General features: G+C 66.7%; 18 protein-coding genes. 14 read left to right on the top strand and 4 right to left on the bottom strand.

Features of this window, described 5'->3' with window-relative positions; all coding sequences use genetic code 11:
- Window positions 1-175: 175 nt before the first annotated feature.
- Window positions 176-817 carry a TetR/AcrR family transcriptional regulator gene (locus AB0C78_RS48230; protein ID WP_360761914.1) on the bottom strand — a complete coding sequence of 214 codons (642 nt, stop codon included), beginning with the start codon at window positions 815-817 and terminating at the stop codon, window positions 176-178.
- 135 nt (window positions 818-952) lie between these two features.
- On the opposite strand from AB0C78_RS48230, the gene AB0C78_RS48225 reads away from it, so the two are divergent.
- The 11 genes from AB0C78_RS48225 (at window position 953) to AB0C78_RS48175 (ending at window position 12361) form a co-directional block, all read left to right on the top strand.
- Complete coding sequence (locus AB0C78_RS48225) at window positions 953-2404, top strand: aldehyde dehydrogenase family protein (protein WP_360761912.1); 1452 nt, start codon at window positions 953-955, stop codon at window positions 2402-2404.
- A 29-nt stretch (window positions 2405-2433) separates the two neighbouring features.
- Entirely contained in the window at window positions 2434-3252 is an 819-nt protein-coding gene (locus AB0C78_RS48220; protein ID WP_360761910.1) for a mycofactocin-coupled SDR family oxidoreductase, read from the top strand.
- Window positions 3253-3266: 14 nt separating this feature from the next.
- Entirely contained in the window at window positions 3267-4475 is a 1209-nt protein-coding gene (locus AB0C78_RS48215; protein ID WP_360761908.1) for a cytochrome P450, read from the top strand.
- Window positions 4476-4549: 74 nt separating this feature from the next.
- A complete protein-coding gene (locus AB0C78_RS48210) occupies window positions 4550-5551 on the top strand; it encodes an alpha/beta hydrolase (protein WP_360761906.1) in 1002 nt (333 codons plus the stop codon).
- Window positions 5548-7119: an AMP-binding protein gene (locus AB0C78_RS48205; RefSeq protein WP_360761904.1), complete on the top strand. Its 1572-nt coding sequence runs from the start codon at window positions 5548-5550 to the stop codon at window positions 7117-7119. Before AB0C78_RS48210 ends, AB0C78_RS48205 begins: the two co-directional genes overlap by 4 nt.
- Before the next feature lie 314 nt (window positions 7120-7433).
- Complete coding sequence (locus AB0C78_RS48200; RefSeq protein WP_360761902.1) at window positions 7434-9749, top strand: nitrate- and nitrite sensing domain-containing protein; 2316 nt, start codon at window positions 7434-7436, stop codon at window positions 9747-9749.
- Window positions 9750-9756: 7 nt separating this feature from the next.
- The gene (locus AB0C78_RS48195; RefSeq protein WP_360761900.1) at window positions 9757-10179 is read left to right on the top strand and encodes a roadblock/LC7 domain-containing protein; all 423 of its coding nucleotides are present in this window, start codon (window positions 9757-9759) and stop codon (window positions 10177-10179) included.
- 7 nt (window positions 10180-10186) lie between these two features.
- Window positions 10187-10561, top strand: coding sequence for a DUF742 domain-containing protein (locus tag AB0C78_RS48190; RefSeq protein WP_360761898.1), 375 nt, complete (start codon window positions 10187-10189; stop codon window positions 10559-10561).
- Window positions 10542-11168 (top strand): ATP/GTP-binding protein, encoded by a 627-nt coding sequence (locus AB0C78_RS48185; RefSeq protein ID WP_360761896.1) that lies wholly within the window; start codon window positions 10542-10544, stop codon window positions 11166-11168. The genes AB0C78_RS48190 and AB0C78_RS48185 overlap by 20 nt, the downstream gene beginning before the upstream one ends.
- Window positions 11165-12187: an aldo/keto reductase gene (locus AB0C78_RS48180; RefSeq protein WP_360761894.1), complete on the top strand. Its 1023-nt coding sequence runs from the start codon at window positions 11165-11167 to the stop codon at window positions 12185-12187. The genes AB0C78_RS48185 and AB0C78_RS48180 overlap by 4 nt, the downstream gene beginning before the upstream one ends.
- Window positions 12188-12235: 48 nt before the next feature.
- Window positions 12236-12361: a hypothetical protein gene (locus AB0C78_RS48175; protein ID WP_360761892.1), complete on the top strand. Its 126-nt coding sequence runs from the start codon at window positions 12236-12238 to the stop codon at window positions 12359-12361.
- A gap of 43 nt (window positions 12362-12404) precedes the next feature.
- Here AB0C78_RS48175 and AB0C78_RS48170 read toward each other — a convergent pair whose 3' ends face one another.
- The 3 genes from AB0C78_RS48170 to AB0C78_RS48160 all read right to left on the bottom strand — a co-directional run bounded on the left by AB0C78_RS48170 (window position 12405) and on the right by AB0C78_RS48160 (window position 15565).
- A complete protein-coding gene (locus AB0C78_RS48170; protein WP_360761891.1) occupies window positions 12405-13064 on the bottom strand; it encodes a TetR/AcrR family transcriptional regulator in 660 nt (219 codons plus the stop codon).
- 358 nt (window positions 13065-13422) lie between these two features.
- Window positions 13423-14577: an acyl-CoA dehydrogenase family protein gene (locus AB0C78_RS48165; protein WP_360761916.1), complete on the bottom strand. Its 1155-nt coding sequence runs from the start codon at window positions 14575-14577 to the stop codon at window positions 13423-13425.
- A gap of 109 nt (window positions 14578-14686) precedes the next feature.
- The gene (locus tag AB0C78_RS48160; RefSeq protein ID WP_360761889.1) at window positions 14687-15565 is read right to left on the bottom strand and encodes a TetR family transcriptional regulator; all 879 of its coding nucleotides are present in this window, start codon (window positions 15563-15565) and stop codon (window positions 14687-14689) included.
- A gap of 126 nt (window positions 15566-15691) precedes the next feature.
- Between AB0C78_RS48160 and AB0C78_RS48155 the strand changes: the two genes are divergently transcribed.
- The 3 genes from AB0C78_RS48155 to AB0C78_RS48145 all read left to right on the top strand — a co-directional run bounded on the left by AB0C78_RS48155 (window position 15692) and on the right by AB0C78_RS48145 (window position 19880).
- Window positions 15692-16720 carry a phosphotransferase family protein gene (locus AB0C78_RS48155; protein WP_360761887.1) on the top strand — a complete coding sequence of 343 codons (1029 nt, stop codon included), beginning with the start codon at window positions 15692-15694 and terminating at the stop codon, window positions 16718-16720.
- 64 nt (window positions 16721-16784) lie between these two features.
- On the top strand, window positions 16785-18338 hold the full coding sequence (locus tag AB0C78_RS48150; RefSeq protein WP_360761885.1) for an acyl-CoA synthetase: 1554 nt from the start codon (window positions 16785-16787) through the stop codon (window positions 18336-18338).
- Between the two features lie 165 nt (window positions 18339-18503).
- Window positions 18504-19880, top strand: coding sequence for a tannase/feruloyl esterase family alpha/beta hydrolase (locus AB0C78_RS48145; RefSeq protein WP_360761883.1), 1377 nt, complete (start codon window positions 18504-18506; stop codon window positions 19878-19880).
- Window positions 19881-19900 lie beyond the last annotated feature (20 nt).

Raw genomic sequence — 19900 nt, 5'->3', positions numbered from 1 at the left:
CTGGAGATCCCGTCGTTCGACGCGGCCGTCGAGCTGGAGAACCGCCAGCAGGTCCTGACGATGATGACCGCCGACCAGACCGAGGCCATGACCGCTTACGTGCAGAAGCGCGCCCCCGACAACGGCAACCACTGACGGGAGAACAGGGCGGCGCGTCGGGGCGGGGCGCCGCCGCCTAAGGCTCCAGCAAGCGTATGACGAGGTCGACCGTCGATGTGCAGCGCGTCGCGAGGTCTGAGTCGCTCGCGAACGGCCTGCCAAGCCCGTGGTTGAGGACCTGCATTGTCACCGCGCCGTAGAGACATTCGACGACCGGGTCGACGGCGGCCTCGTCGATGGCGTCGCCACGTTCGCGCGCGCGGTCGAACACTCGCCGCGCGGCATGGCGGTGCCGTTGCGCGAGCTCCTTCGCGACGTTCTCGTAAGCAGGGTTCGCGACGGCATCGACCGTGATCCGGAATGTCGCGTAGCCGACCGGATCCAGTAGGAAGCGCAGAAGGTTCGTCGTCAGCTGGATGAGATCGCCGCGGAGCGATCCGGTGTCGACGGCCTCGATGCTCCTCGAACGCGCTCGGACGCTCTCTACCAGGAGCGCGTCGCGATCCGCCCAGCGCAGGTACAGGGTGGACTTTCCGACCCCGGCGCGGCGGGCGACGCCGTCCATCGTGAAGCGCGCCGCGCCGCGTTCGAGGAACTCGTTGATCGCTGCGTCGAGGATGCGCTGTTCGGCCACCGGGTCGCGCGGTCGGCCAGGCCGCTTGCGGATTGTCGCAGCGGCTTCGGTGTGCTGTTCATGAACGCCGGACATCGTGGTCATCTCACCATGCCCGTCCCTCCCTGTCACGCGCCGGCGACCAATTTCCGACGATCTCGTCCGTAACTCTTGACAAGCGTCTCCAGGCAGCAATGATTGGATAACTTAGTTAACTCAGTCGGCCTCGAGGAGCCTCACATGTCCGACGTCGACCGCACGCCGCCGAGGGTCCACCTCCGGATCAACGGCCAGAAGCTCGAGAAGGGGTCCGGGGGGACCTACGATCACATCAGCCCCGTCACCGAGCAGGTGGACGCTCAGATCCCGCTCGCCGGCGAAGAGGAGATCGACCTCGCCGTCTCCAAGGCGCACGAGGCGTTCCAGATCTGGAAGCGCATGTCGCCGGCGCAGCGCCGGGAGCCGCTGAAGAAGCTGGCCGACCTGATCGAGGCGAACAGCGCGGAGTTCGCCAGGCTCGGTGTGCTCGACAACGGCACCCCCGTCACCATCGGTTCGGCGTTCCCCGCGACCTCCGCCGAATGGACCCGCTACTACGCCGGATGGGCCGACAAGATCCAGGGAGACGTTACCGGCAACCCCGTCCAGGACGGTGAGCTCGGCTACACCCTCGCCCAGCCGTACGGTGTGGTCGGGATCATCATCACCTGGAACGGACCGCTGATCTCGCTCGCCATGAAGATCCCGCCGGCGGTCGCAGCCGGTAACACGGTGGTTGTCAAGCCGTCCGAGCTGACCCCGTTCAGCGGCGAGCTTTTCATGGACCTGGTCGAGGAGGCGGGCTTCCCGCCGGGAGTCATCAACGTCCTTCCCGGTACGGCGGAAGCCGGTGCCCGGCTGGTGGCCCATCCTCTGGTGAAGAAGGTCAGCTTCACCGGCGGCCCGGCCACGGCCACCAAGATCCTGGAGACCTGCGCGCCCGACATGAAGCCGGCGGTGCTGGAACTCGGTGGCAAGTCGGCCAACATCGTCTTCGAGGACGCCGACATCGAGGCCGCGTGTCAGCTCGGCACGACATTCTCGCTGATCGCCCTGTCGGGCCAGGGATGCGCCTTCGCCACCCGGATGATCGTCCATGAGGACGTCTACGACCAGGTCGTCGAGCAGGTGAAACTGATCGCCGAGAACATTCCGATCGGCGACCCGTTCGACCCGGGCACCATGTCCGGCCCGGTCGTCAACGAGGCCGCGGCGAAACGGATCATCGGCATGATCGAGCGCGCCAAGGAGCAGGGCGCAACCCTGGTGACCGGTGGCGCCCGGATCGACCGGGCCGGCTACTTCCTTCAGCCGACGGTGTTCACCGAGGTCGACCCGGCCTCCGAGCTCGCGCAGACCGAGGTCTTCGGCCCTGTGCTCGCGATCTTCAAGTTCTCGACGGAGAAAGAGGCGATCGCACTCGCCAACGGCACGCGCTACGCCCTCTCGTCGTACGTCCAGACCAGGGACCTCAAGCGTGCGATCCGCGTCGCCGCAGAACTCGAGGCCGGCGAGACCCTCATCAACGGCGCCGTGAACCTCCAGGTGGGCCGCCCGTTCGGCGGCTTCGGCCTGTCGGGGGCGGGCAAGGAGGGTGGTCGGCAGGGCATCGAGGAGTTCCTCCGTATCCGCAGTGTCGGCATCGCCATCTGACCAGGACCTCGAAGGAAAGGAGATCCATCATGGCCGGAAGCCTTGAGGGCCGCGTCGCCTTCATCACCGGAGCCGCCCGAGGGCAAGGGCGCGCGCACGCTGTGCGCCTCGCCCGAGAGGGCGCCGACATCATCGGGCTCGACATATGCGAGGACATCGCGAGCTTCGACTACTCCTGCGCCACGTGGGAGGAACTGGAGGAGACCGCCGCCCTGGTCGCGAAGGAGGGGCGGAAGATGGTCATCGGCAAGGCCGACGTCCGCGACCCGGCGGAGGTGAAGCGGGTCTTCGATGACGGCTATACCCAGCTCGGTCGCGTCGACATCGTCATCGCCAACGCGGGGATGATCCGTTACGGCGAGCCCGAAGATCCTGCCCAGGAATGGCAGGACACCCTCGACGTCATCCTCACCGGCGCGTTCAACACCGTGCAGGCTTCGGTCGGGAAGCTCGTTGAGGGCGGCCACGGGGGATCGATCGTCCTGGTGAGCTCCAGCGCGGGACTCAAGGGCACCGGAAGCGACCTGCCCTCGGCGCAGGCCTATACCGCGGCCAAGCGCGGCCTGGTCGGCTACATGCAGGTGCTCGCCCAGCAGTATGCCGAGCACTCGATCCGGGTCAACACCATTCACCCGACCGGCGTGGTCTCGGGCATGACTACGAACGAGGCGATGATGAAGATGGCCGCCGACCCGAACACCAACATCGCGGCCATGCAGAACCTGCTGCCCATCCAGATCCTCCAGCCGGAGGACATCGCCAACGCGGTGGCTTATCTCGTGAGCGACGAGGCGGCCTTCATCACCGGCACCCAGTGGGCGCTCGACGCCGGCTTCTCGGTGCGCTGAGAGATCGGACGGACATGGCGCTCACCGATCACCGGATGGTCGGAACAGGGCCGGTCGAGGATGCCGGTCGCCGGTTCGACGATCTCCGAAGGGACCACCGGATCGTCAAGGTCGAGGAGCCCGAGCGCGCCTACTGGATGGTGCTCGGCCACGACCTGACGCGCGAATGCCTGCAGAACCCGTCCGCCTTCTCCAGCGAGGTCATCACCCCGCTGAACCCGGATCCACCGTTCAGGATGATTCCCATCCAGCTCGATCCGCCGGAGCATGCACGGTGGCGGCGGCTGCTGGCGCGGTATTTCTCACCGCGCCAGATGGCGCTGCTGCGACCACGGCTCGAGCGGCGGACCAGGGAACTCGTGGCGGGGATCAGGAAGAAGGGGGAGTGCGACTACGTCTCCGAGTTCGCACTCCAGCTCCCGACCGTGGTCTTCCTCGAGATGATGGGCCTCCCGGTTGACGAGCTCCCGAGATTCTTGGAGTGGGAGAAGCTCGCGCTGGCACCCTCCGCGGACGGCACCTTCGACGCCGACCGCCAGGTCGCGGGGATCCTGTCCGTGGTCGGCTACTTCCAGGCCACGATCGCGCGCCTGCGCGACGGCGGCGCCCCCGGCGATGATCTGCTCTCCCAGATGATGGAGTGGGAGTGGGACGGCGATCCGATCCCTGACGACGATCTGGTCAACTGCTGCCTCCTCCTGTTCCTCGCAGGCCTCGACACGGTCGCGATGAGTTTGTCGTTCGCGATGTACCACCTCGCGACCCATGACGCGGACCGTGAGCATGTCGCAACGGTCGCGGCGGCGGGCGGTTCCATGGACGAGATCGTCGAGGAGATGCTGCGCTTCTACGCGGTGCCCGAGATCGGCAGGAAGGTCGTCCACGACATGGAGATCGACGGCCATCGGCTCAGGGCCGGTGACCTCGTCCTCTTCCCACTGGTCGCAGGGAACCGCGATGACGCGCTGGTCGCCGGCGCCGGCCACGTGGACCTGCGGCGGGGCCGTACCACCCCCCACCTGGCGTTCGGCGGGGGCCCGCATCGGTGCCTCGGCTCGCACCTGGCCCGGATCGAGATGAACATCGCGCTCCGCGGATGGCACGAGGCCATTCCCGAGTACCGCCTCGTGCAGGGCGCGATGCCGAAGGCGTACTGGTCCAACGTGCACGGCCTTATGGAACTCCGGCTGTCCTGCTTCGGGAAGCGTGAAGGCGTGGGGTGAGCCCAGACCGTCGAGGCGTACAAGGTTGACTTAGATAACCTACTATGTGGCGTATCCGAGCGGGGAGGGCGGCTGTGCGACCGTTGGACCAGTGTTTCGACGTCACCGAGGAGATCGGGACAGGAGAGCCGCTGAGTCAGACGGCCTGGATCTTCGCGCCGGACGACGCCGCCGAGGCGAAAAACGCGATCCTGTGCCTGGCCGGCGGCACGTACGACAAGAGGTACTGGCATCTGGAGGTGCCAGGCCATGAGGGTTACAGCTTCGGGCGGCACCTCGCTCGTCGTGGATACGTTGTCATCGCCCTTGACCATCTCGGTGTCGGCGGCAGCACCGACCCAACCGCTTCCGGAGTGGTGGACCTGCAACTCCTGGCCAAAGGTGATGCGGCCGTCGCCGCCCAGGTCAGAGCGCGCCTGGACGACGGCACACTCGTCTCCGGACTGCCGGCCCTGCCGCACCTCCCGCTGATCGGTGCAGGCCACTCGATGGGGGCCTGCCTCACCACCATGGTCCAAGCGCAGGCCGGGGTGTACGACGCCGTCGCCCTCCTCGGCTACGCCGTTGACATCACCAACGTTCACGAGGAGAAGGTCACGTCCACCGCCCTCGAGGAACGTGTCGAGGAGAACGAGGCCATCTTCCGTGCGAGCACGGGAACGGCTCTGGACGCGACCTCGACGATCGTGCCACGAGAGCGACTGCGGCCGCTGTTCCACGGCCCCGACGTGCCCGAAGAGGTCATCCGCGCCGATGATGCGGCGGAATCGCGGGTGCCCGTCCGAGCGGCCTCCGAGGTCACGACCCCGGGCTATGTTCGCCGGTACGCCGAAGCGGTCGACGTGCCGATCTTCCTCGGGTTCGGGCAGGTCGACGTCTCGCCCGACGCGCACGCGGAACCCGCCTGTTATCGCGCCTCCAGCGACGTGACACTCGTGGTCATCGACGGATCGGGCCACTGCCACAACTTTGCGGGGCGCCGGCAGGAGCTCTGGAATCGCCTCGCGTCCTGGGGTGACACGATCTCCTCCCGGCGCAGGGCGCCCGTCGACAGCCTGAAGGGCGATGCGGAATGACGGTCGAGACCACGGCCGAGGTCCAGGCGAGCGCCCCTGCCGACCTGGCGGCCGCCTTGCGGGAAGGCGCTGCTCGGCGACCCGCTGATCTGGTCTTTCACGGCGAATCAGGGACGACCGAGACCACGTCTCCGGAGGTTCTCGAACGGGCCGGTCGGGTCGCCGCCGGGCTTGCCGGGCTCGGTGTCCGGCCTGGAGATGTCGTCGCATTCCAGCTGACGAACCGGGTCGAGAACGCGATCGTCCACGCCGCCGTGCTGCTGTGCGGTGCGGTCGCGCTGCCCATTGTGCCGATCTACAAGCTGCGGGAGGTCTCCTTCATCCTGCGCCAGTCCGGTGCTGCCGCGCTGATCGCCTTCGCCGGGATAGCAGCCGACGTACTGGCGATCCGAGGTGACCTCCCTGATCTCTGCGCCGTGATCGCGATCCGTGCGGGCGACGACGTTCCGGTGCCGCGAGGCGCGACCGATTGGACGGAACTCGAGCTCCGTGAACCTTTGCCGGTCCGGGCCCCCGCACCGTCGGGCGAGGTGGCCGTGCTGGTCTACACGTCCGGCACCACCGCCGAGCCCAAGGGCGTCCAGCACACGCACCGGACGCTCATGGCGGAGATGGCCACGCTCCCCGGTGTCCGCCGCAACGCGGACGGCGTCGTCTACCTGGACGCCTTCCCGCCCGGCCATGTCGCCGGGTTGAACGTCGTCCTCCGCGCGTTGATTCATGGACTATCGACCGTCTTCATGGAGCGCTGGAACGCTGAGGTCGCGCTGGATCTCATCCATCGCCACGGCGTTACATCTTCAGCGGGTGTCCCGTTCCATTTGGCGGCCCTGCTCGACGCTGCGGACCGCACCGGACGCGGCATCGGTACCTTGCGCGACTACCTCGTTGGCGCAGCCAGCGTTCCGCCCGTGCTGGTCGAGCGCGCTCAACGCGCAGGCGTCGCGGCCTACCGTTCGTACGGATCCAGCGAGCACCCCACGATCAGCTCCGGCACCCCGGACGACCCACTCGCCAAACGCGCGCACACCGATGGACGCCCGATGCCCGGCAGCGAGGTCCGCATCGTGAATGCCCAAGGTCGCGACGTGCCGCGCGGCCGGGACGGCGAAATACTTTCCCGTGGTCCCGAGCTATTTCTCGGCTACCGCGACGATGCCTTGAACGCGACCACGTTTACGCCGGACGGCTGGCTCCGAACAGGGGACGTCGGACGAATGGACGAGGACGGCTATCTGACGGTTACCGACCGGTTGAAGGACATCATCGTCCGAGGTGGGGAGAAGATCTCATCGAAAGAGGTCGAGGACCTGCTCGCGGCGCACCCCGCGATCGCCGAGGCCGTCGCCGTCGCCGAGCCCGACGAGCGCTACGGCGAACGCGTTTGCGCGTTCGCGGTCCTGCATCCCGGCGCCTCCCTCGACCTGGACGCGGTACGCGCGCACTTCACGGCTGCAGGAGCCGCCCGGCAGAAGATCCCGGAGCGCTTGATCGTCGTTGACACCCTGCCGCGGACGGCGGCTGGGAAGGTCCGTAAGACCGATCTCAGAGCCTTGCTGAACGCGTAGCGTGCCGACTGCAGAGGGTGGCCGGTCACTGCGGCGAGTGCGGTCACATCCAGCGAACAAAGCACCTGCCCAGGTTGAACACGAGCCGCTTCGCCGCCTCATGTTCACGGATACCTGCACATGTTCCCGCGTGCCTTTGCGTGTGTCGAGCAGCCTGCCTGTGCCGGCATGGCGTCGATACGCCAGAACGACGTGACAAAGCTAACTAAGTATGCTTCTCTACCCTGGTCGCCAGGCTTGATAGAGGAGTGGGACGGATGTCCAAACCTGAGCAGGTCCCGGGATCCCACGGGAGGCCGAGGACGCGACCGATCATGAGGCGGGTCGGGCTGCTGCTGGCGATCCCGCTGGCTTCGCTATTGGCCCTATGGGCCTTCAGCGCGGCCTCGACCCTGTCCGCCGCACTGCAACGATCAGACTTCTCGTCCCTCTACAGCGCCATCGGCCTTCCCGCCAATGCTGTCACCGTGACGATTCAGGAGGAACGGGCGGCAGCTTCGGCCGTCATCGCTTCCCGATCGAGCGCGAACCTGCAGAAGCTCCAGACACAGGTGGCGAAAACGGATGCAGCGGTGGCCGCTTTCCGAAAGTCGGCGCTGTCGTCGAAGAGTCAGGGGCTCATGAGTGCCACCCTGCGCGCGCGGGTGCGTGCGGTCAGCACCGAGTTCGAGGCGCTCGGGCCTCTACGGTCACGGGTCGAGGCTGGAACGACCACACCTGTTCCGGCCATCGAGGGGTACAGCGAGATCTCCGACACCACTATCCGGATGCTGACGACCTTGGTCGGTGTGGACGACATCTCCGTCTACCGGCAGACGGTCGGAGTCCTGGAGATCTACTGGGCGCGGGACTTCATGCTCCGCGAAGACGCACTGATGTCCGCAACGCGCGGGCGGATGACCGCGTCGAACCGCGCGGCCTTCGCTCGCTGGGCGGGTAATCGCGAGGAGTTCTTCGAGCTCGGCCGCGTTGGGCTGACCGGCGACATCGCCAGAGTCGTGCAGGAGATCGCAGACGCACCGGCGTACACGAGGTTCAACTCCCTGGAGAACGCCGTGGTCCACCAGGGTGTCGTGCCGGATGCACGGGGGTGGAACACCGTCATGGCGGCGCTGTCCCCTCAGTGGCTGCGCGCCTCGGTCCAGGCGGGACATGTGCTGAACAGCAAACTCGTCGAGCCGGCTGGCCGGGCCATCATGCTGAGGTTCTATCTGGCCGGCGGCGTCGGACTGTTGGCCGTGGCCGCGTCGGTCGTGCTGTCGCTGGTGTTCGCACGTCGGCTGGCAGCGGAATTGGGCGCGCTTCAGCGAACCGCACAGGAACTGGCACATGAGCGTCTGCCGCGAGTCGTGGCGCGGCTACGGCGCGGTGAGACGGTCGACGTGGTCGCCGAGGCTCCGCTGCCGGTGGTCGGCCGGACCCGTGAGATTGCCCTGGTGTCGGATGCGTTCGCCACCGTCCAGCGGACGGCTGTCGGGACGGCTGTCGGAGAGGCGGAACTGCGCGCGAGCATCAACCAGGTGTTCGTGAACCTGTCGTGGCGGAGCCAGTCGCTGCTGCACCGGCAACTGCGCCTGCTCGACCAGATGGAACGGCGCGCGTCGAGCCCCGAGGAACTGGACGACCTGTTCAGGCTGGACCACCTGACGACCAGGATGCGGCGGCACGCCGAGGGACTGGTGATCCTCTCGGGAGCGCCGACGATGCGGGCATGGGACAGTCCGATCGCCGCCGAGGACGTGGTGCGAGCCGCCATCGCCGAGGTGGAGGACTACACACGGGTCGAGGTCACGGGCGCCTCATCGTCGGCCATCACCGGTGCCGTGGTCGCCGACGTCATTCACCTCCTCGCTGAGCTGATCGAGAACGCCGCCGCGTTCTCACCACCGACGACCGAGGTCACCGTGAAGGTCGAGACGGTAGGCCAGGGGTTGGTCGTGGAGGTGGTGGACCGTGGCGTCGGCCTGGCCCTCGATGAGCTGGACGAGCTGAACCGGCGGCTCGCCGAAGCCGTCGAGTTCGATCTGGTCGATACAGAGCGGCTCGGCCTGTTCGTCGTCGCGCGACTGGCCACGCGGCACGGCATCAAGGTCTCGCTTCAGGCCTCCGCCTACGGCGGCACGACCGCAGTAGTGCTCATCCCGCACGCCCTGGTCACCCAAGACGGGGAGTGGCGATCCTTGAACGAACAGGTCAGCACACCGCACACGGTGGGATCGCCGGCGTCCGCGCGCGGTGCCGGGCCAAGGCTCAACCGACCCGTGAGGATGGAGCTGCCGAGTCCGCCTCGACACGCGCGGCCCGAGGAGCCGCCTCCCGCGCCGCCGGGGTCGTTCGCCGACCGGCTCGAGTTCGTGGGCGAAGATGTCGGGGGACTCGAGGCGGAGCTGAGCGACGGCACCGGCGGCCTACCGCGCCGGGTCCGGCAGCGGAACCTGGCGCCTCAGCTCCGTAACCGTCCTTCGCACTCGCAACCGGCCATACCGGGCGACGGCGGAGAGAACGGTGAGGCTTTCGACGAGCCGAGCCCGGAGTTCAGCCGCGACCTGATGTCGTCATTGCAGGCCGGCTGGCTTCGCGGCCGAGGTGCCGGTGAGCGGGCGGACGATTCCGTTGAACATGAGGAATGAAACCACCATGAACCAGCCTGCGTACGCCACCAACGAACTCGACTGGCTGCTCGACGATCTGGTGGAGCGAGTCGGCGACATCCGTCAAGCCGTCCTGCTGTCCCGTGACGGGCTCGTCATGGGTGCTTCGAGCAGCGTCGACCGGAAGGCCGCCGAGTTCCTCGCGGCGCTGTCGTCCGGTTTCAACAGTCTGGCCAATGGCGCCCGCGAGCATTTCGCGGCGAAGCAGGTAAGGCAGACCCTGGTCGAGTTGGACGGTCTGCTGTTCTTCGTCATGCCTGCCGGAAACGGCAGTTGCCTGGCCGTGCTGAGCAACGCCGGCGGCAACGCAGGCCTTGTCGCCTACGAGACCGCGATATTGATCAAACGAGTGAGGCGGCAGATGGGCACCGCTTCACGCACGACGGCCGCCTCTTCGGACCCAGCCTGAACCGGCCATGAGAACCCCAGGAGAGCGATGGGTCGGCCGGGACGCGGGACCGGTGGTGAGGCCGTATGCGGTGACGCGTGGGCGCACCCGGCCTCGCGGCCAGGCCCACGATCTCGTCGCCATCGTGGTCGCCACCGGGCGAACGCCTGGCGATGGAGTGTGGTTGTCGCGGGAACAGCGTCGGTTGCTGGAGCTGTGCTCACGGCCCATCACACCTGCCGACCTCGCATCACGGGCCGACCTGCCCTTCCGGGTAGTGCAGATCCTGCTCGCAGACCTGGGCCACTACCGCCTGGTGGAGGAGATGAGGCAGTCCGAACAGCCTGGCCGCCCCGACCCTCAGATACTGAAGAGAGTGCTCGATGAACTTCGCCGCCTCTGACACGCCTGCTTCTGCGGACTCCGCCGATCTCGGGGCCGCGGACGACATTCCGAGACACACGTTGAAGATTCTCGTGGCCGGTGGCTTCGGTGTTGGGAAGACCACGCTTGTCGGCGCGGTCAGCGAGGTGCACCCGCTACGGACCGAGGAGACCCTCACGGACGTCTCGGCCGGCGTGGACGATCTGAGCGGTGTCGAGACCAAGACCACCACGACCGTAGCCATGGACTTCGGGCGGCTGACCTTTTCCGGTGGCGTCCGGCTCTACCTGTTCGGAACGCCGGGACAGGAGCGGTTCTGGTTCATGTGGGACCAGATCGCCTACGGCGCCGTGGGCGCCATCGTCCTGGTCGACACACGTCGACTGTCCGCGAGCTTCGCCTCCATCGACTTCTTCGAGCACCGAGAGATCCCGTTCGTTATCGCCGCCAACTGCTTCGACGGCGCACGGCGCCACAGCGTCGACCAAATCCGAACCGCACTCGACGTCGACCCAGACGTACCGGTCATGCTGTGCGACGCACGCCGCCCAGATGTCGCCAGGAGCATCCTCGTGACACTGGTCGAACACGCCCTGCGGTCATCTGAAGCGCCATTGGGGGCATGAGTGCACCAAGACCTCATCACGACTGCTTCGGTTGGCGCACCCGGCCCGGTTGCTGGGACTCCTCCACCCGGAGAACCGTCTGGCGCCGTTACGAACGCGTACAGCTGCTCCTTGCAGCGGAAATAGGCGCAGACGATGCCTCGCTTCTACGGACGGCGTTGGCGATCCGTCGCCCCAGGCGCCGGGTAGTACGGAACGGTTTGGTTTGTTCACTGTGGAAGGGAACCGCTACGGCGCGGCGCACTCTAGGCCGGCAGGGGCTGGGCACTTCGGCCGTCGGGTATGGCGCGATGGGCATCTCGATGGCCTACGGTCCAGGCGACGACGCCGAAGGGGTCGCCGAGATCCATCGCGCCTACGAGCTGGACGTCACCCACTTCGACACCGCCGAGTTGTACGGATGGGGCGCGAACGAGAAGCTCGTCGGCAAGGCCGTGGCGCCCTACCGTGACGAAATCACCATGGCGACCAAGTTCGGGTTCACGCGCGAGTACGGCACCGACTCGCGGCGTGAGCACATTCGCGAGGTGCTCGGCAACAGCCTGCGCAACCTGGGCGTCGAGCACGTGGACGTGCTCTATCAGCACCGCGTGGACCCCGAGGTGCCGATCGAGGACGTCGCCGGGACCATCAAGGAACTGATCGAGGTCGGCAAGGTGCGGTACCTCGGGCTGTCAGAGGCTGGCCCGCAGACCATCCGCAAAGCTCACGCCGTCCACCCGGTGACAGTGCTGCAGACCGAGTACTCCTTGTTCGAGCGCGACGTCGAGCAACTCCTCCCCGTCCTGCGCGAACTCGGCATCGGGTTCGTCGCCTACTCCCCGTTGGGTCGCGGATCCCTCACCGGAACCGCTCAGCCTGCCGGCAGCTATGACGCCACTGACATGCGCAACCACGACCCGCGCTGGCAGCCGGGCAACTCCGAGAAGAACCTTGCTGCCGTCCGGCAGTTGGTCGACCTGGCTGCTTCCAAGGAGGCCACCGTTGCCCAACTCGCACTTGCGTGGCTGCTGGCCTAGGGCGACGACATCGTCCCAATTCCCGGCACCCGCAACGCCGAGCGTGTGGTGGAGAACGTCACCGCCGCAGACCTGGAGCTCACCGCGGCCGACCTGGAGGCGATCGGAAAAATCCTTCCGGCCGGTAGTTTTGGCGCCCGTTACGCCGGTGGACGCACACCCACCTGGGTCTGACACCGCCTCGTCGGCTTCGGGCTGGGCATCAGGCGGTTCGGTGTCAGGTGGAGGCGAAGAGCATCCGAATGAGTTCATGCAGATGAGATCTGAATCGGTTCAGCATCGCCGGGTCTTCTGGAGGTGACGGCCGCGCGGCTTCGTCCAAGAATCCCGCCTGGAGGTAGCCGTGAATCGTCCACACGAGGGTCCACATCGCAGCTTCCGCATCCATCCCCGGGGCCGCGATCCGGCTGGCAACCTTGACTGATTCGGTTACCGTAGGTGCAAGAATCTGTTCTTCGGCGCCCCGGATGTCACTGGCGTCGGACATCCACCGAAACATCAGAAGGCGAGGATACTCGGGATGATCGAGGCAGAAATCGAGATAGCGATCCATCAGCGTTATCACGCTGTCTGCAGCGGGCTCGTGGCCAGCGAAGACTGACGCCATCTGATCTGTCCAAAGCCTTTGGAGGCGGCCAAGCACGTCGAGGTACAGTGCTGCTTTGCTAGGGTAATGGTCGGCGACCGTATGGGTGTCGAATCCCGCGGCGTCGGCGATCATCTGGGTGGAGACGGCGTCATAACCGAGCTCGCCGAACAGCCGGCCGGTGACGTCGCGTATACGGTCCTTCGGCGCTTCTTCGCCGTCACTCATGTCTGACTTTTCCAATTTATCGCGCTCGCCCATATTGTCATGGCTACCTGACTGCGTGGACATGCTACAGCCTATGGTTGCCCGCCCTCCGGCCATCTTATGCAATAGCTCGCCGTGCTGGTCTCCGGGTATCGCTGTCACCCTGTCGTGGATCAATTGCCGGTCCGGTGGCGAGTGGTCGCCGTCTTGGGTGGACGCACTTAATATCTAGTTTGGGATGTTTGAGCGATATCCCGGTTCGGTTTCGGGCTCGTCATGGTCGAGTGTGCGGGCAGACCCGGCGTTCACGAAACCGAACTCGAGAGCCGGTGAGGATCGAGGCACCCGGTATACGGGGGATATCCCCTGGCGTCGCCGCTCGGGAAATATCCTCACATTTGCCAGAGTGTCCTGAACTTGCTTCGATGTCCACCTGCCCGATTCACAGAAGGAGGGCGGGAGGGCGGTTCAGTTCGGCCTTGGCGATGGAGCGCAGGTGGACTTCGTCCGGTCCATCGAAAAGGCGCATGGCTCTGTGCCACCCGTACATGGCTGCGAGGGGGGTGACATCGGTGACGCCCGCTCCACCGTGGACTTGAATGGCTCGATCGATAACTCGGGTGGCGGCGCGGGGGACTGCGACCTTGGCCATGGCGACCAGGTCGCGGGCGGCCTTGTTGCCATGGGTGTCGATAACATGGCTGGCCCGATGGCACAGCAGTCGTGCTTGGTCGATCTCGATGCGGGACTCGGCGATCTGCTGCTGGACGGTGCCCAGGTCGGCCAGGCGGCTGCCGAACGCGACGCGGTTCTTGGCCCGTTCGATGAGAAGGGCCAATGCGCGCTCGGCGGCTCCGAGGGCCCGCATGCAGTGGTGGATGCGGCCCGGGCCGAGACGGGTCTGAGCTGCTGCGAAGCCTCCTCCCTCCTCCCCGATGACGTTCTCGACGGGGACGGCGGCGTCGGTGAAGAAGACTTCGGCATGGCCGTGCTGGTCATGGTGTCCGAACACCGGGTAGTCGCGGACGATCGTGACGCCGGGGGTGTCGCGGGGGACCAGCACCATGGTCTGCTGACGGTGCGTCGGGGCGGTCGGGTCGGTCTTGCCCATAACGATGAAGAAGGTGCAGCGCGGGTCCATGGCGCCGCTGGTCCACCATTTGCGGCCGTTGATGACGTACTGATCGTCGTGGCGTTCGATGCGGGTGGCGATGTTGGTGGCGTCGCTGCTGGCGACATCGCGTTCGGTCATGGCGAAGGCCGAGCGGATCTCGCCGGCGAGCAGGGGGGCCAGCCATTGACGCTTCTGCTGGTCGGAGCCGAGCAGATGCAGCAGTTCCATGTTGCCGCTGTCTGGTGCCTGGCCGTTGATGGCCTCGGGTGCCAGGTCCAGGCTCCAGCCGGACAGTTCCGCGATCGGCGCGTACTCGAGCTGGGTCAGGCCGGATTCCGCCGGAAGGAAGAGGTTCCACAGGCCCTCGGCCTTGGCCGCCTTCTTCAGATCCTCGACCACTGGTGGAACGGTGTGGTCCTCGGGTCCCGCGGCTTTTCGGTGGGCTAGGTAGGCGCTCTCCGCGGGGAGAACGCGTTCGCGCATGAACGCCAGCATGCGGTCATGGAGACCCCGGGCCCGGGCCGACGGGGCGGGAAGGTCACAACTCACCACAGAGACTCCTGAACAAACCGATCGATAGGTCGGTTTGAACTTAAGGGACAGAATGCTGAGCGTCAACGCGGGTGGCCCGGACCACGTCGAGGGCGAAGTCGACGTATTGGCCTGCGACTACTTCGGGAGACGAGGGGCCGCTCGGCGACCACCACTGCGGCAGTGCGGTGCACATCGTGACCACGGCGCGCGCCGCCTGCTTGGGCAGTGGTGTCCGCATCAGCCCGCGGCGGCACCCCTCGGCCACCTCCTCGTCGACCATGTGCTGCATCTCGGTGCGCGCCGCCGCGATGCGTCCCCGGTCCGGCTTGTCGACGCTGCGCATCTCGCTGGCGCCGATGAAGCCGAGCTCGCGCCGGTGAGTGTGGTAGAGGGCCAGGCACTCGACGAGCCGGGTGAAGCGCTCGATGGGGCCGTCGCCCTCGGCCCGGGCGGCCCGAGCGCGTGTGAGCAGATCCTCCATGGTCAGGTCGAGCAGGGCGACCAGCAGGTGCTGCTTGGTGGGCCAGTGGTGATAGACGCCGGGCACCGACAGGCCGGCCCGCTGTGCGATGGTGCGGATGCTGGCGCCGTGGTATCCGAGCTCGACGAATGCCTCGAGAGCTCCCGCCAGCGGGGGGTCGAGTTGCAGGGGCGCAAAGTCCCGCCATGACGGTGCCGGGTCCGGTGACGCGTCGGGGGACTGGCCGTCGCGCAGGACGGTCGGGTCTGTGCCGAGCAGGCCGGCGGCCGCCTCCAGGCGCGTGTCGCTCAGCCGGGTGTGCCCGTTCTCCACGGCGCTCCATGTGCCGACGCTGACTTCCAGCGAGGCGGCGACATCCCGAAGCGTGAGGCCGGCGTCCCGGCGGGCTTGGCGCAATCGACGTCCCAGTTCTTCCCGTGCTTGGCGGTCCTCGGGTGTCTTCCTGCCTGCCGTCACTCACGTGCTCCTTCGTCGTCTCTTGCCGCAGTCCGGGAGGGCCTTGACAACCGCGCACTGGCCGGGACATAGTACCGCCCAGTTCGGACGGAGCGTTTGATCGGTCGGTTTCAGGGAGATGATGCGATGAGGTCGGCCGCACCGCCGGGAGTCGCGGTCTCCGCGCTCGAAAGCTTTCTCGCGGAGTCGGTTCCGGGGTTGGTAAACGGGCAGCTCGACGTGCGGTTGCTGTCCGGAGGGCGATCCAATCTGACCTACCTGGTCACGGACGGCCGGGACCGCTGGGTTCTGCGCAGGCCCCCACTGGGCCACGTGCTGGCGACCGCCCATGACATGGCCCGCGAGTTCCGAGTGCTCCAGGCTCTGCATCCGACGGACGTGCCCGTACCCGAGCCGATCGTGAGGGCCGGTCCCGAAGTGATCGGCGCGCCCTTCTACCTCATGGGCTTCGTCGAGGGAATCGTGCCGCGCGAACGCCGATGGCTGGAGACGCTCAGCGGCGCGACGGCGGTCGAACTCGCGGAGACGCTCATCGAGGTGCTCGCTCACCTGCATCGGATCGTGCCCGGCGACGTCGGTCTGAGCGATCTCGGGCGTCCTACGGGATACCTGGACCGGCAGTTGTCCCGCTGGACGCGGCAACTGCAGGCATCGCGCAGCCGCGATGTGGACGATCTAGTGCGGCTGGGTGAGCGGCTGAAGGAGAGGTTGCCCCGCCGGGGGACGGCGGCGCTCGTCCACGGCGACTACCGGCTCGACAATGTGGTGGTTGATCCAGAAGGGACGCAGGTCCGCAGTGTGCTGGACTGGGAGATGGCCACGCTGGGCGACCCTCTGACGGACCTGGCGTCCGCGGTTGTGTGGTGGGACGGCATCCGAGGCCTGGACAGTCCCGTGGCGGCGGTCCCAGGCGACGTTCCCGGCTACCCCTCCGGAAACGTCCTGGTCGAAGCGTACGCCCGGCGCACCGGCCACGACCTGGCCGAACTTCCCTGGTACTTCGGGTTCGCCTTCTACAAGATCGCGGTGATCTTCGAAGGCATCCACTACCGCGCACGTCAGGGCCTCACGGTCGGTGAAGGCTTTGACCGCTTGGGCGCCTTGGTCCCCGGTCTGGTCGAGCGCGGACATACCGCGCTCCGCGCATGGTCGTGAACCGGCGCCCCCAGGTGATGAGACCGATTCGAGGAAACGCCGCTCAGGCGGAACGGAGAACGCCATGTATCCCGGTGTGCACGCGACCACGGCGCCGGACCGCCCGGCGGTCATCATGGCGGCAGACGGCGACCGCCTCACGTTTGCCCAGCTAGAGGAGAACTCGCTCAGGTTGGCGCATCGGCTGCGAGAGCACGGGCTCCGCCGCGGCGACGTCATCGCCCTGCTGTCGGGTAACGATCCACGCGTCTTTGAGGTGTACTGGGCAGCCCAGCGGAGCGGTCTTTACGTCACGGCGATCAACAAACACCTCAGCGCCGACGAACTGGGCTACATCCTGCACGACAGCGGCGCGGAGGCGCTGTTCGTGGGACCCGGTCTCACCGCCGTCGTGGGAGATCTCAGCGACCACCCGCGTGTGCGCTATGCCGTCGCCATGGAAGCACCGCGAGACGACGAAGCCGACTGGCTCGACTACGCCGTCGAACTGGCGGCGGGTTCGATCGAGCCGCTGAAGGATCAGCCCCGTGGCGGAGACATGCTTTATTCCTCGGGCACGACGGGACGACCAAAAGGCGTCCGGCCGCCGCTACCTGAGCGCCAGGTGGACGAGCCCGGAGACAGTATGGTCGCGGCGTTCGGCGACCGGATCGGGTTGGGGCCCGACACCGTCTTCCTTTCGCCGGCACCGCTGTACCACGCGGCGCCGCTGCGTCTGTGCGCGGCAGTGCAGGCACTGGGCGGCACGGTGGTCGTGATGGAGAAGTTCGAGGCCGAGGTCGCACTGGCCGCGATCGAGCGCCACCGCGTCACGCACAGTCAGTGGGTTCCGACGATGTTCGTGCGCATGCTCAAGTTGCCCGCCTCCACCCGAACTCGCTACGACCTGACGAGCCAGCGCGTCGCAGTGCATGCGGCAGCTCCCTGCCCCACCGAAGTCAAACAGCGGATGCTGGACTGGTGGGGACCCATTCTGCACGAGTACTACTCCTCCACCGAAGTGCCCGGCATGACCTGGATCGGCCCAGAGGAGTGGGCCGGGCACGCCGGCTCCGTCGGCCGACCGATCCTCGGTGTGCTGCACATCTGCGACGACGACGGTCGCGAGCTGCCGGTCGGAGAGGTCGGCACCGTCTACTTCGAACGTGACGCCCGCCCCTTCGAGTACCACAACGACCCGGACAAGACGCGCCGCACCGAGCACCCTGACCATCCGAGCTGGACCACGGTCGGTGACGTCGGCTACGTCGACCAGGAGGGCTACCTCTACCTCACCGACCGTAAGGCATTCATGATCATCTCCGGGGGAGTGAACATCTACCCGCAGGAAATCGAGAACGTCCTCGCACTCCACCCGGCGGTGGCCGACGTGGCCGTCGTCGGCATCCCCGACCCGGACATGGGAGAGCAGGTCATGGCGCTGATCCAGCCGGCCCCGGAAGTCGCACCGGACACCGAGCTGGCCGAAAGTCTGGTCGCACACGTTCGCTCACGGCTCGCCGGCTACAAGGTGCCGCGCACTGTGGAGTTCATCGAACAGTTGCCGCGCACTCCTACCGGCAAGCTCGCGAAAGGGCCGCTCCGCGACCAGTACCTGATGCGCAGCGCAGGCGATTAGCTCACTGGATGCTCACAGGGATGCCGATCGGCACGGCATGAGGGCACTCAAACCCCATAAACGTCGATCTCCCGGTCCCGGCACACCGCGGAAGCATTCTGCCCCACAGATACCCGAGCAGAACAAGATCCTCTCACCACCCCAGGAGGACGTATGAAAAGGCGCATGGCTGCAGCCGGCGTTACCGTACTGGCCCTATCGAGTTCTGGCCTGGTACAGACCTCATCCTCAGCCTTCGCCGCCCCCGCACGAGAGCAGGCGCGGACCATCACCGGGGCCGCTTCCAAGTGCGCCTCGCTGGTGGGTCTGCACCTGGACGCCCATCGCTTCGGTCTCCCCACCCAGGGCGCCGACATCGATTCCGCGACGCTCACCGCCGCTGACCCGACGAGCGGTCGGCCTGAGTTCTGCTTGGTCCGAGGCAAGGTGAACAGCGTTGACGCCAAGGCACCCGACGTCAACTTCGAGGTCAATCTACCGACCTCCTGGAACCAGAAGTCGGTGCAGTTCGGCGGTGGCGGATTCAACGGGGTGCTGGTGACCGGTCTCGACGCGGTCCCCGGTTCCGGTAACACGCCTACGGCACAGGCCAGGTCGCAACCGCCGATCAACCGCGGCTACGCGACCTTCGGGAGTGACGGCGGTGTGGCCGTAGGCGCCGATCCGGCCGGATCGTTTGCCCTCAACAAGGAGGCGCTCGCCAATTACGCGGGTGAGAGCGTCAAGCGCACCCGTGACGCGGCCGTCGGCGTCATCAAAAGGTACTACGGCGTGCAGCCCGGCAAGCAGTACTACGTGGGAGGGTCCAAGGGAGGGCACGAGGCGCTGGTCGCCGCCCAGCGGTACGGCGGAGACTACGACGGGATCATCGCCTACTACCCGGCGAACCAGAACCAGGCGATGGTGCTCAGTTGGTACGCGCTCCTGCAAGCGGCCTACTCACACCCCGGCGGCTACCTCGACCTTGCCGACCAGCAACTCGTCAACAAGGCCGTCTACAGCACATGCGACAAACTCGACGGCGCGGTCGACGGCGTCATCTCCAACGTGCAGGCGTGCGACCGCACCTTCGACGTGGAGTCTCTTCGCTGCCCTGACGCGGCCACCCACTCGGAAACCTGCCTGTCCCCGACTCAGATCGAGACCTTGAAGACGGCCGCCTCCCCCTTCAAGTTCGCCTTCCCGCTCGCCCATGGAGTCACCCAGATCGGCCCCTATCCCGCCCTGCGGGGAGCCGATGTCAGTGCCTGGCTTGATCCCAACGGAGACAGGCGGTACACCGCCTACAACTCCTTGGCCGATCCGGTGATCCGCTACTTCATCGAGCAGGATCCCAACGGGTCCTCGGTGAACTTCGACTATCGGCAGTACGAGAAGCGGGTCAAGCAACTGTCCTGGCTTTACGACGCGACCGACCCGGACATCGATCGCTTCGCCGGCCATGGCGGGAAGCTCATCCTCGTCCAAGGGGCTTCCCCCCGAGATGTGGACACCGATTTCAGGCGGCAGCGGTCAGGCTACCGGTGGTTCTCTCGTAGTTGATCGGTGAGAGTTGGCCGAGG

The organism is Actinomadura sp. NPDC048394, assembly GCF_040651755.1.
Lineage (GTDB): Bacteria > Actinomycetota > Actinomycetes > Streptosporangiales > Streptosporangiaceae > Spirillospora > Spirillospora montaniterrae.
The sequence above is the reverse complement of the archived record's forward strand: the minus strand, read 5'-3'. Positions and strand labels throughout refer to the sequence as shown.

Bases quoted from the DNA above. Each gene is read 5' to 3' on its own strand.
- AB0C78_RS48230 (WP_360761914.1), bottom strand. From the start codon at position 817: ATGACCACGATGTCCGGCGTTCATGAACAGCACACCGAAGCCGCTGCG.
- AB0C78_RS48225 (WP_360761912.1), top strand. From the start codon at position 953: ATGTCCGACGTCGACCGCACGCCGCCGAGGGTCCACCTCCGGATCAAC.
- AB0C78_RS48220 (WP_360761910.1), top strand. From the start codon at position 2,434: ATGGCCGGAAGCCTTGAGGGCCGCGTCGCCTTCATCACCGGAGCCGCC.
- AB0C78_RS48215 (WP_360761908.1), top strand. From the start codon at position 3,267: ATGGCGCTCACCGATCACCGGATGGTCGGAACAGGGCCGGTCGAGGAT.
- AB0C78_RS48205 (WP_360761904.1), top strand. From the start codon at position 5,548: ATGACGGTCGAGACCACGGCCGAGGTCCAGGCGAGCGCCCCTGCCGAC.
- AB0C78_RS48200 (WP_360761902.1), top strand. From the start codon at position 7,434: ATGAGGCGGGTCGGGCTGCTGCTGGCGATCCCGCTGGCTTCGCTATTG.
- AB0C78_RS48195 (WP_360761900.1), top strand. From the start codon at position 9,757: ATGAACCAGCCTGCGTACGCCACCAACGAACTCGACTGGCTGCTCGAC.
- AB0C78_RS48190 (WP_360761898.1), top strand. From the start codon at position 10,187: ATGAGAACCCCAGGAGAGCGATGGGTCGGCCGGGACGCGGGACCGGTG.
- AB0C78_RS48185 (WP_360761896.1), top strand. From the start codon at position 10,542: ATGAACTTCGCCGCCTCTGACACGCCTGCTTCTGCGGACTCCGCCGAT.
- AB0C78_RS48180 (WP_360761894.1), top strand. From the start codon at position 11,165: ATGAGTGCACCAAGACCTCATCACGACTGCTTCGGTTGGCGCACCCGG.
- AB0C78_RS48170 (WP_360761891.1), bottom strand. From the start codon at position 13,064: ATGTCCACGCAGTCAGGTAGCCATGACAATATGGGCGAGCGCGATAAA.
- AB0C78_RS48165 (WP_360761916.1), bottom strand. From the start codon at position 14,577: ATGCGCGAACGCGTTCTCCCCGCGGAGAGCGCCTACCTAGCCCACCGA.
- AB0C78_RS48155 (WP_360761887.1), top strand. From the start codon at position 15,692: ATGAGGTCGGCCGCACCGCCGGGAGTCGCGGTCTCCGCGCTCGAAAGC.
- AB0C78_RS48150 (WP_360761885.1), top strand. From the start codon at position 16,785: ATGTATCCCGGTGTGCACGCGACCACGGCGCCGGACCGCCCGGCGGTC.
- AB0C78_RS48145 (WP_360761883.1), top strand. From the start codon at position 18,504: ATGGCTGCAGCCGGCGTTACCGTACTGGCCCTATCGAGTTCTGGCCTG.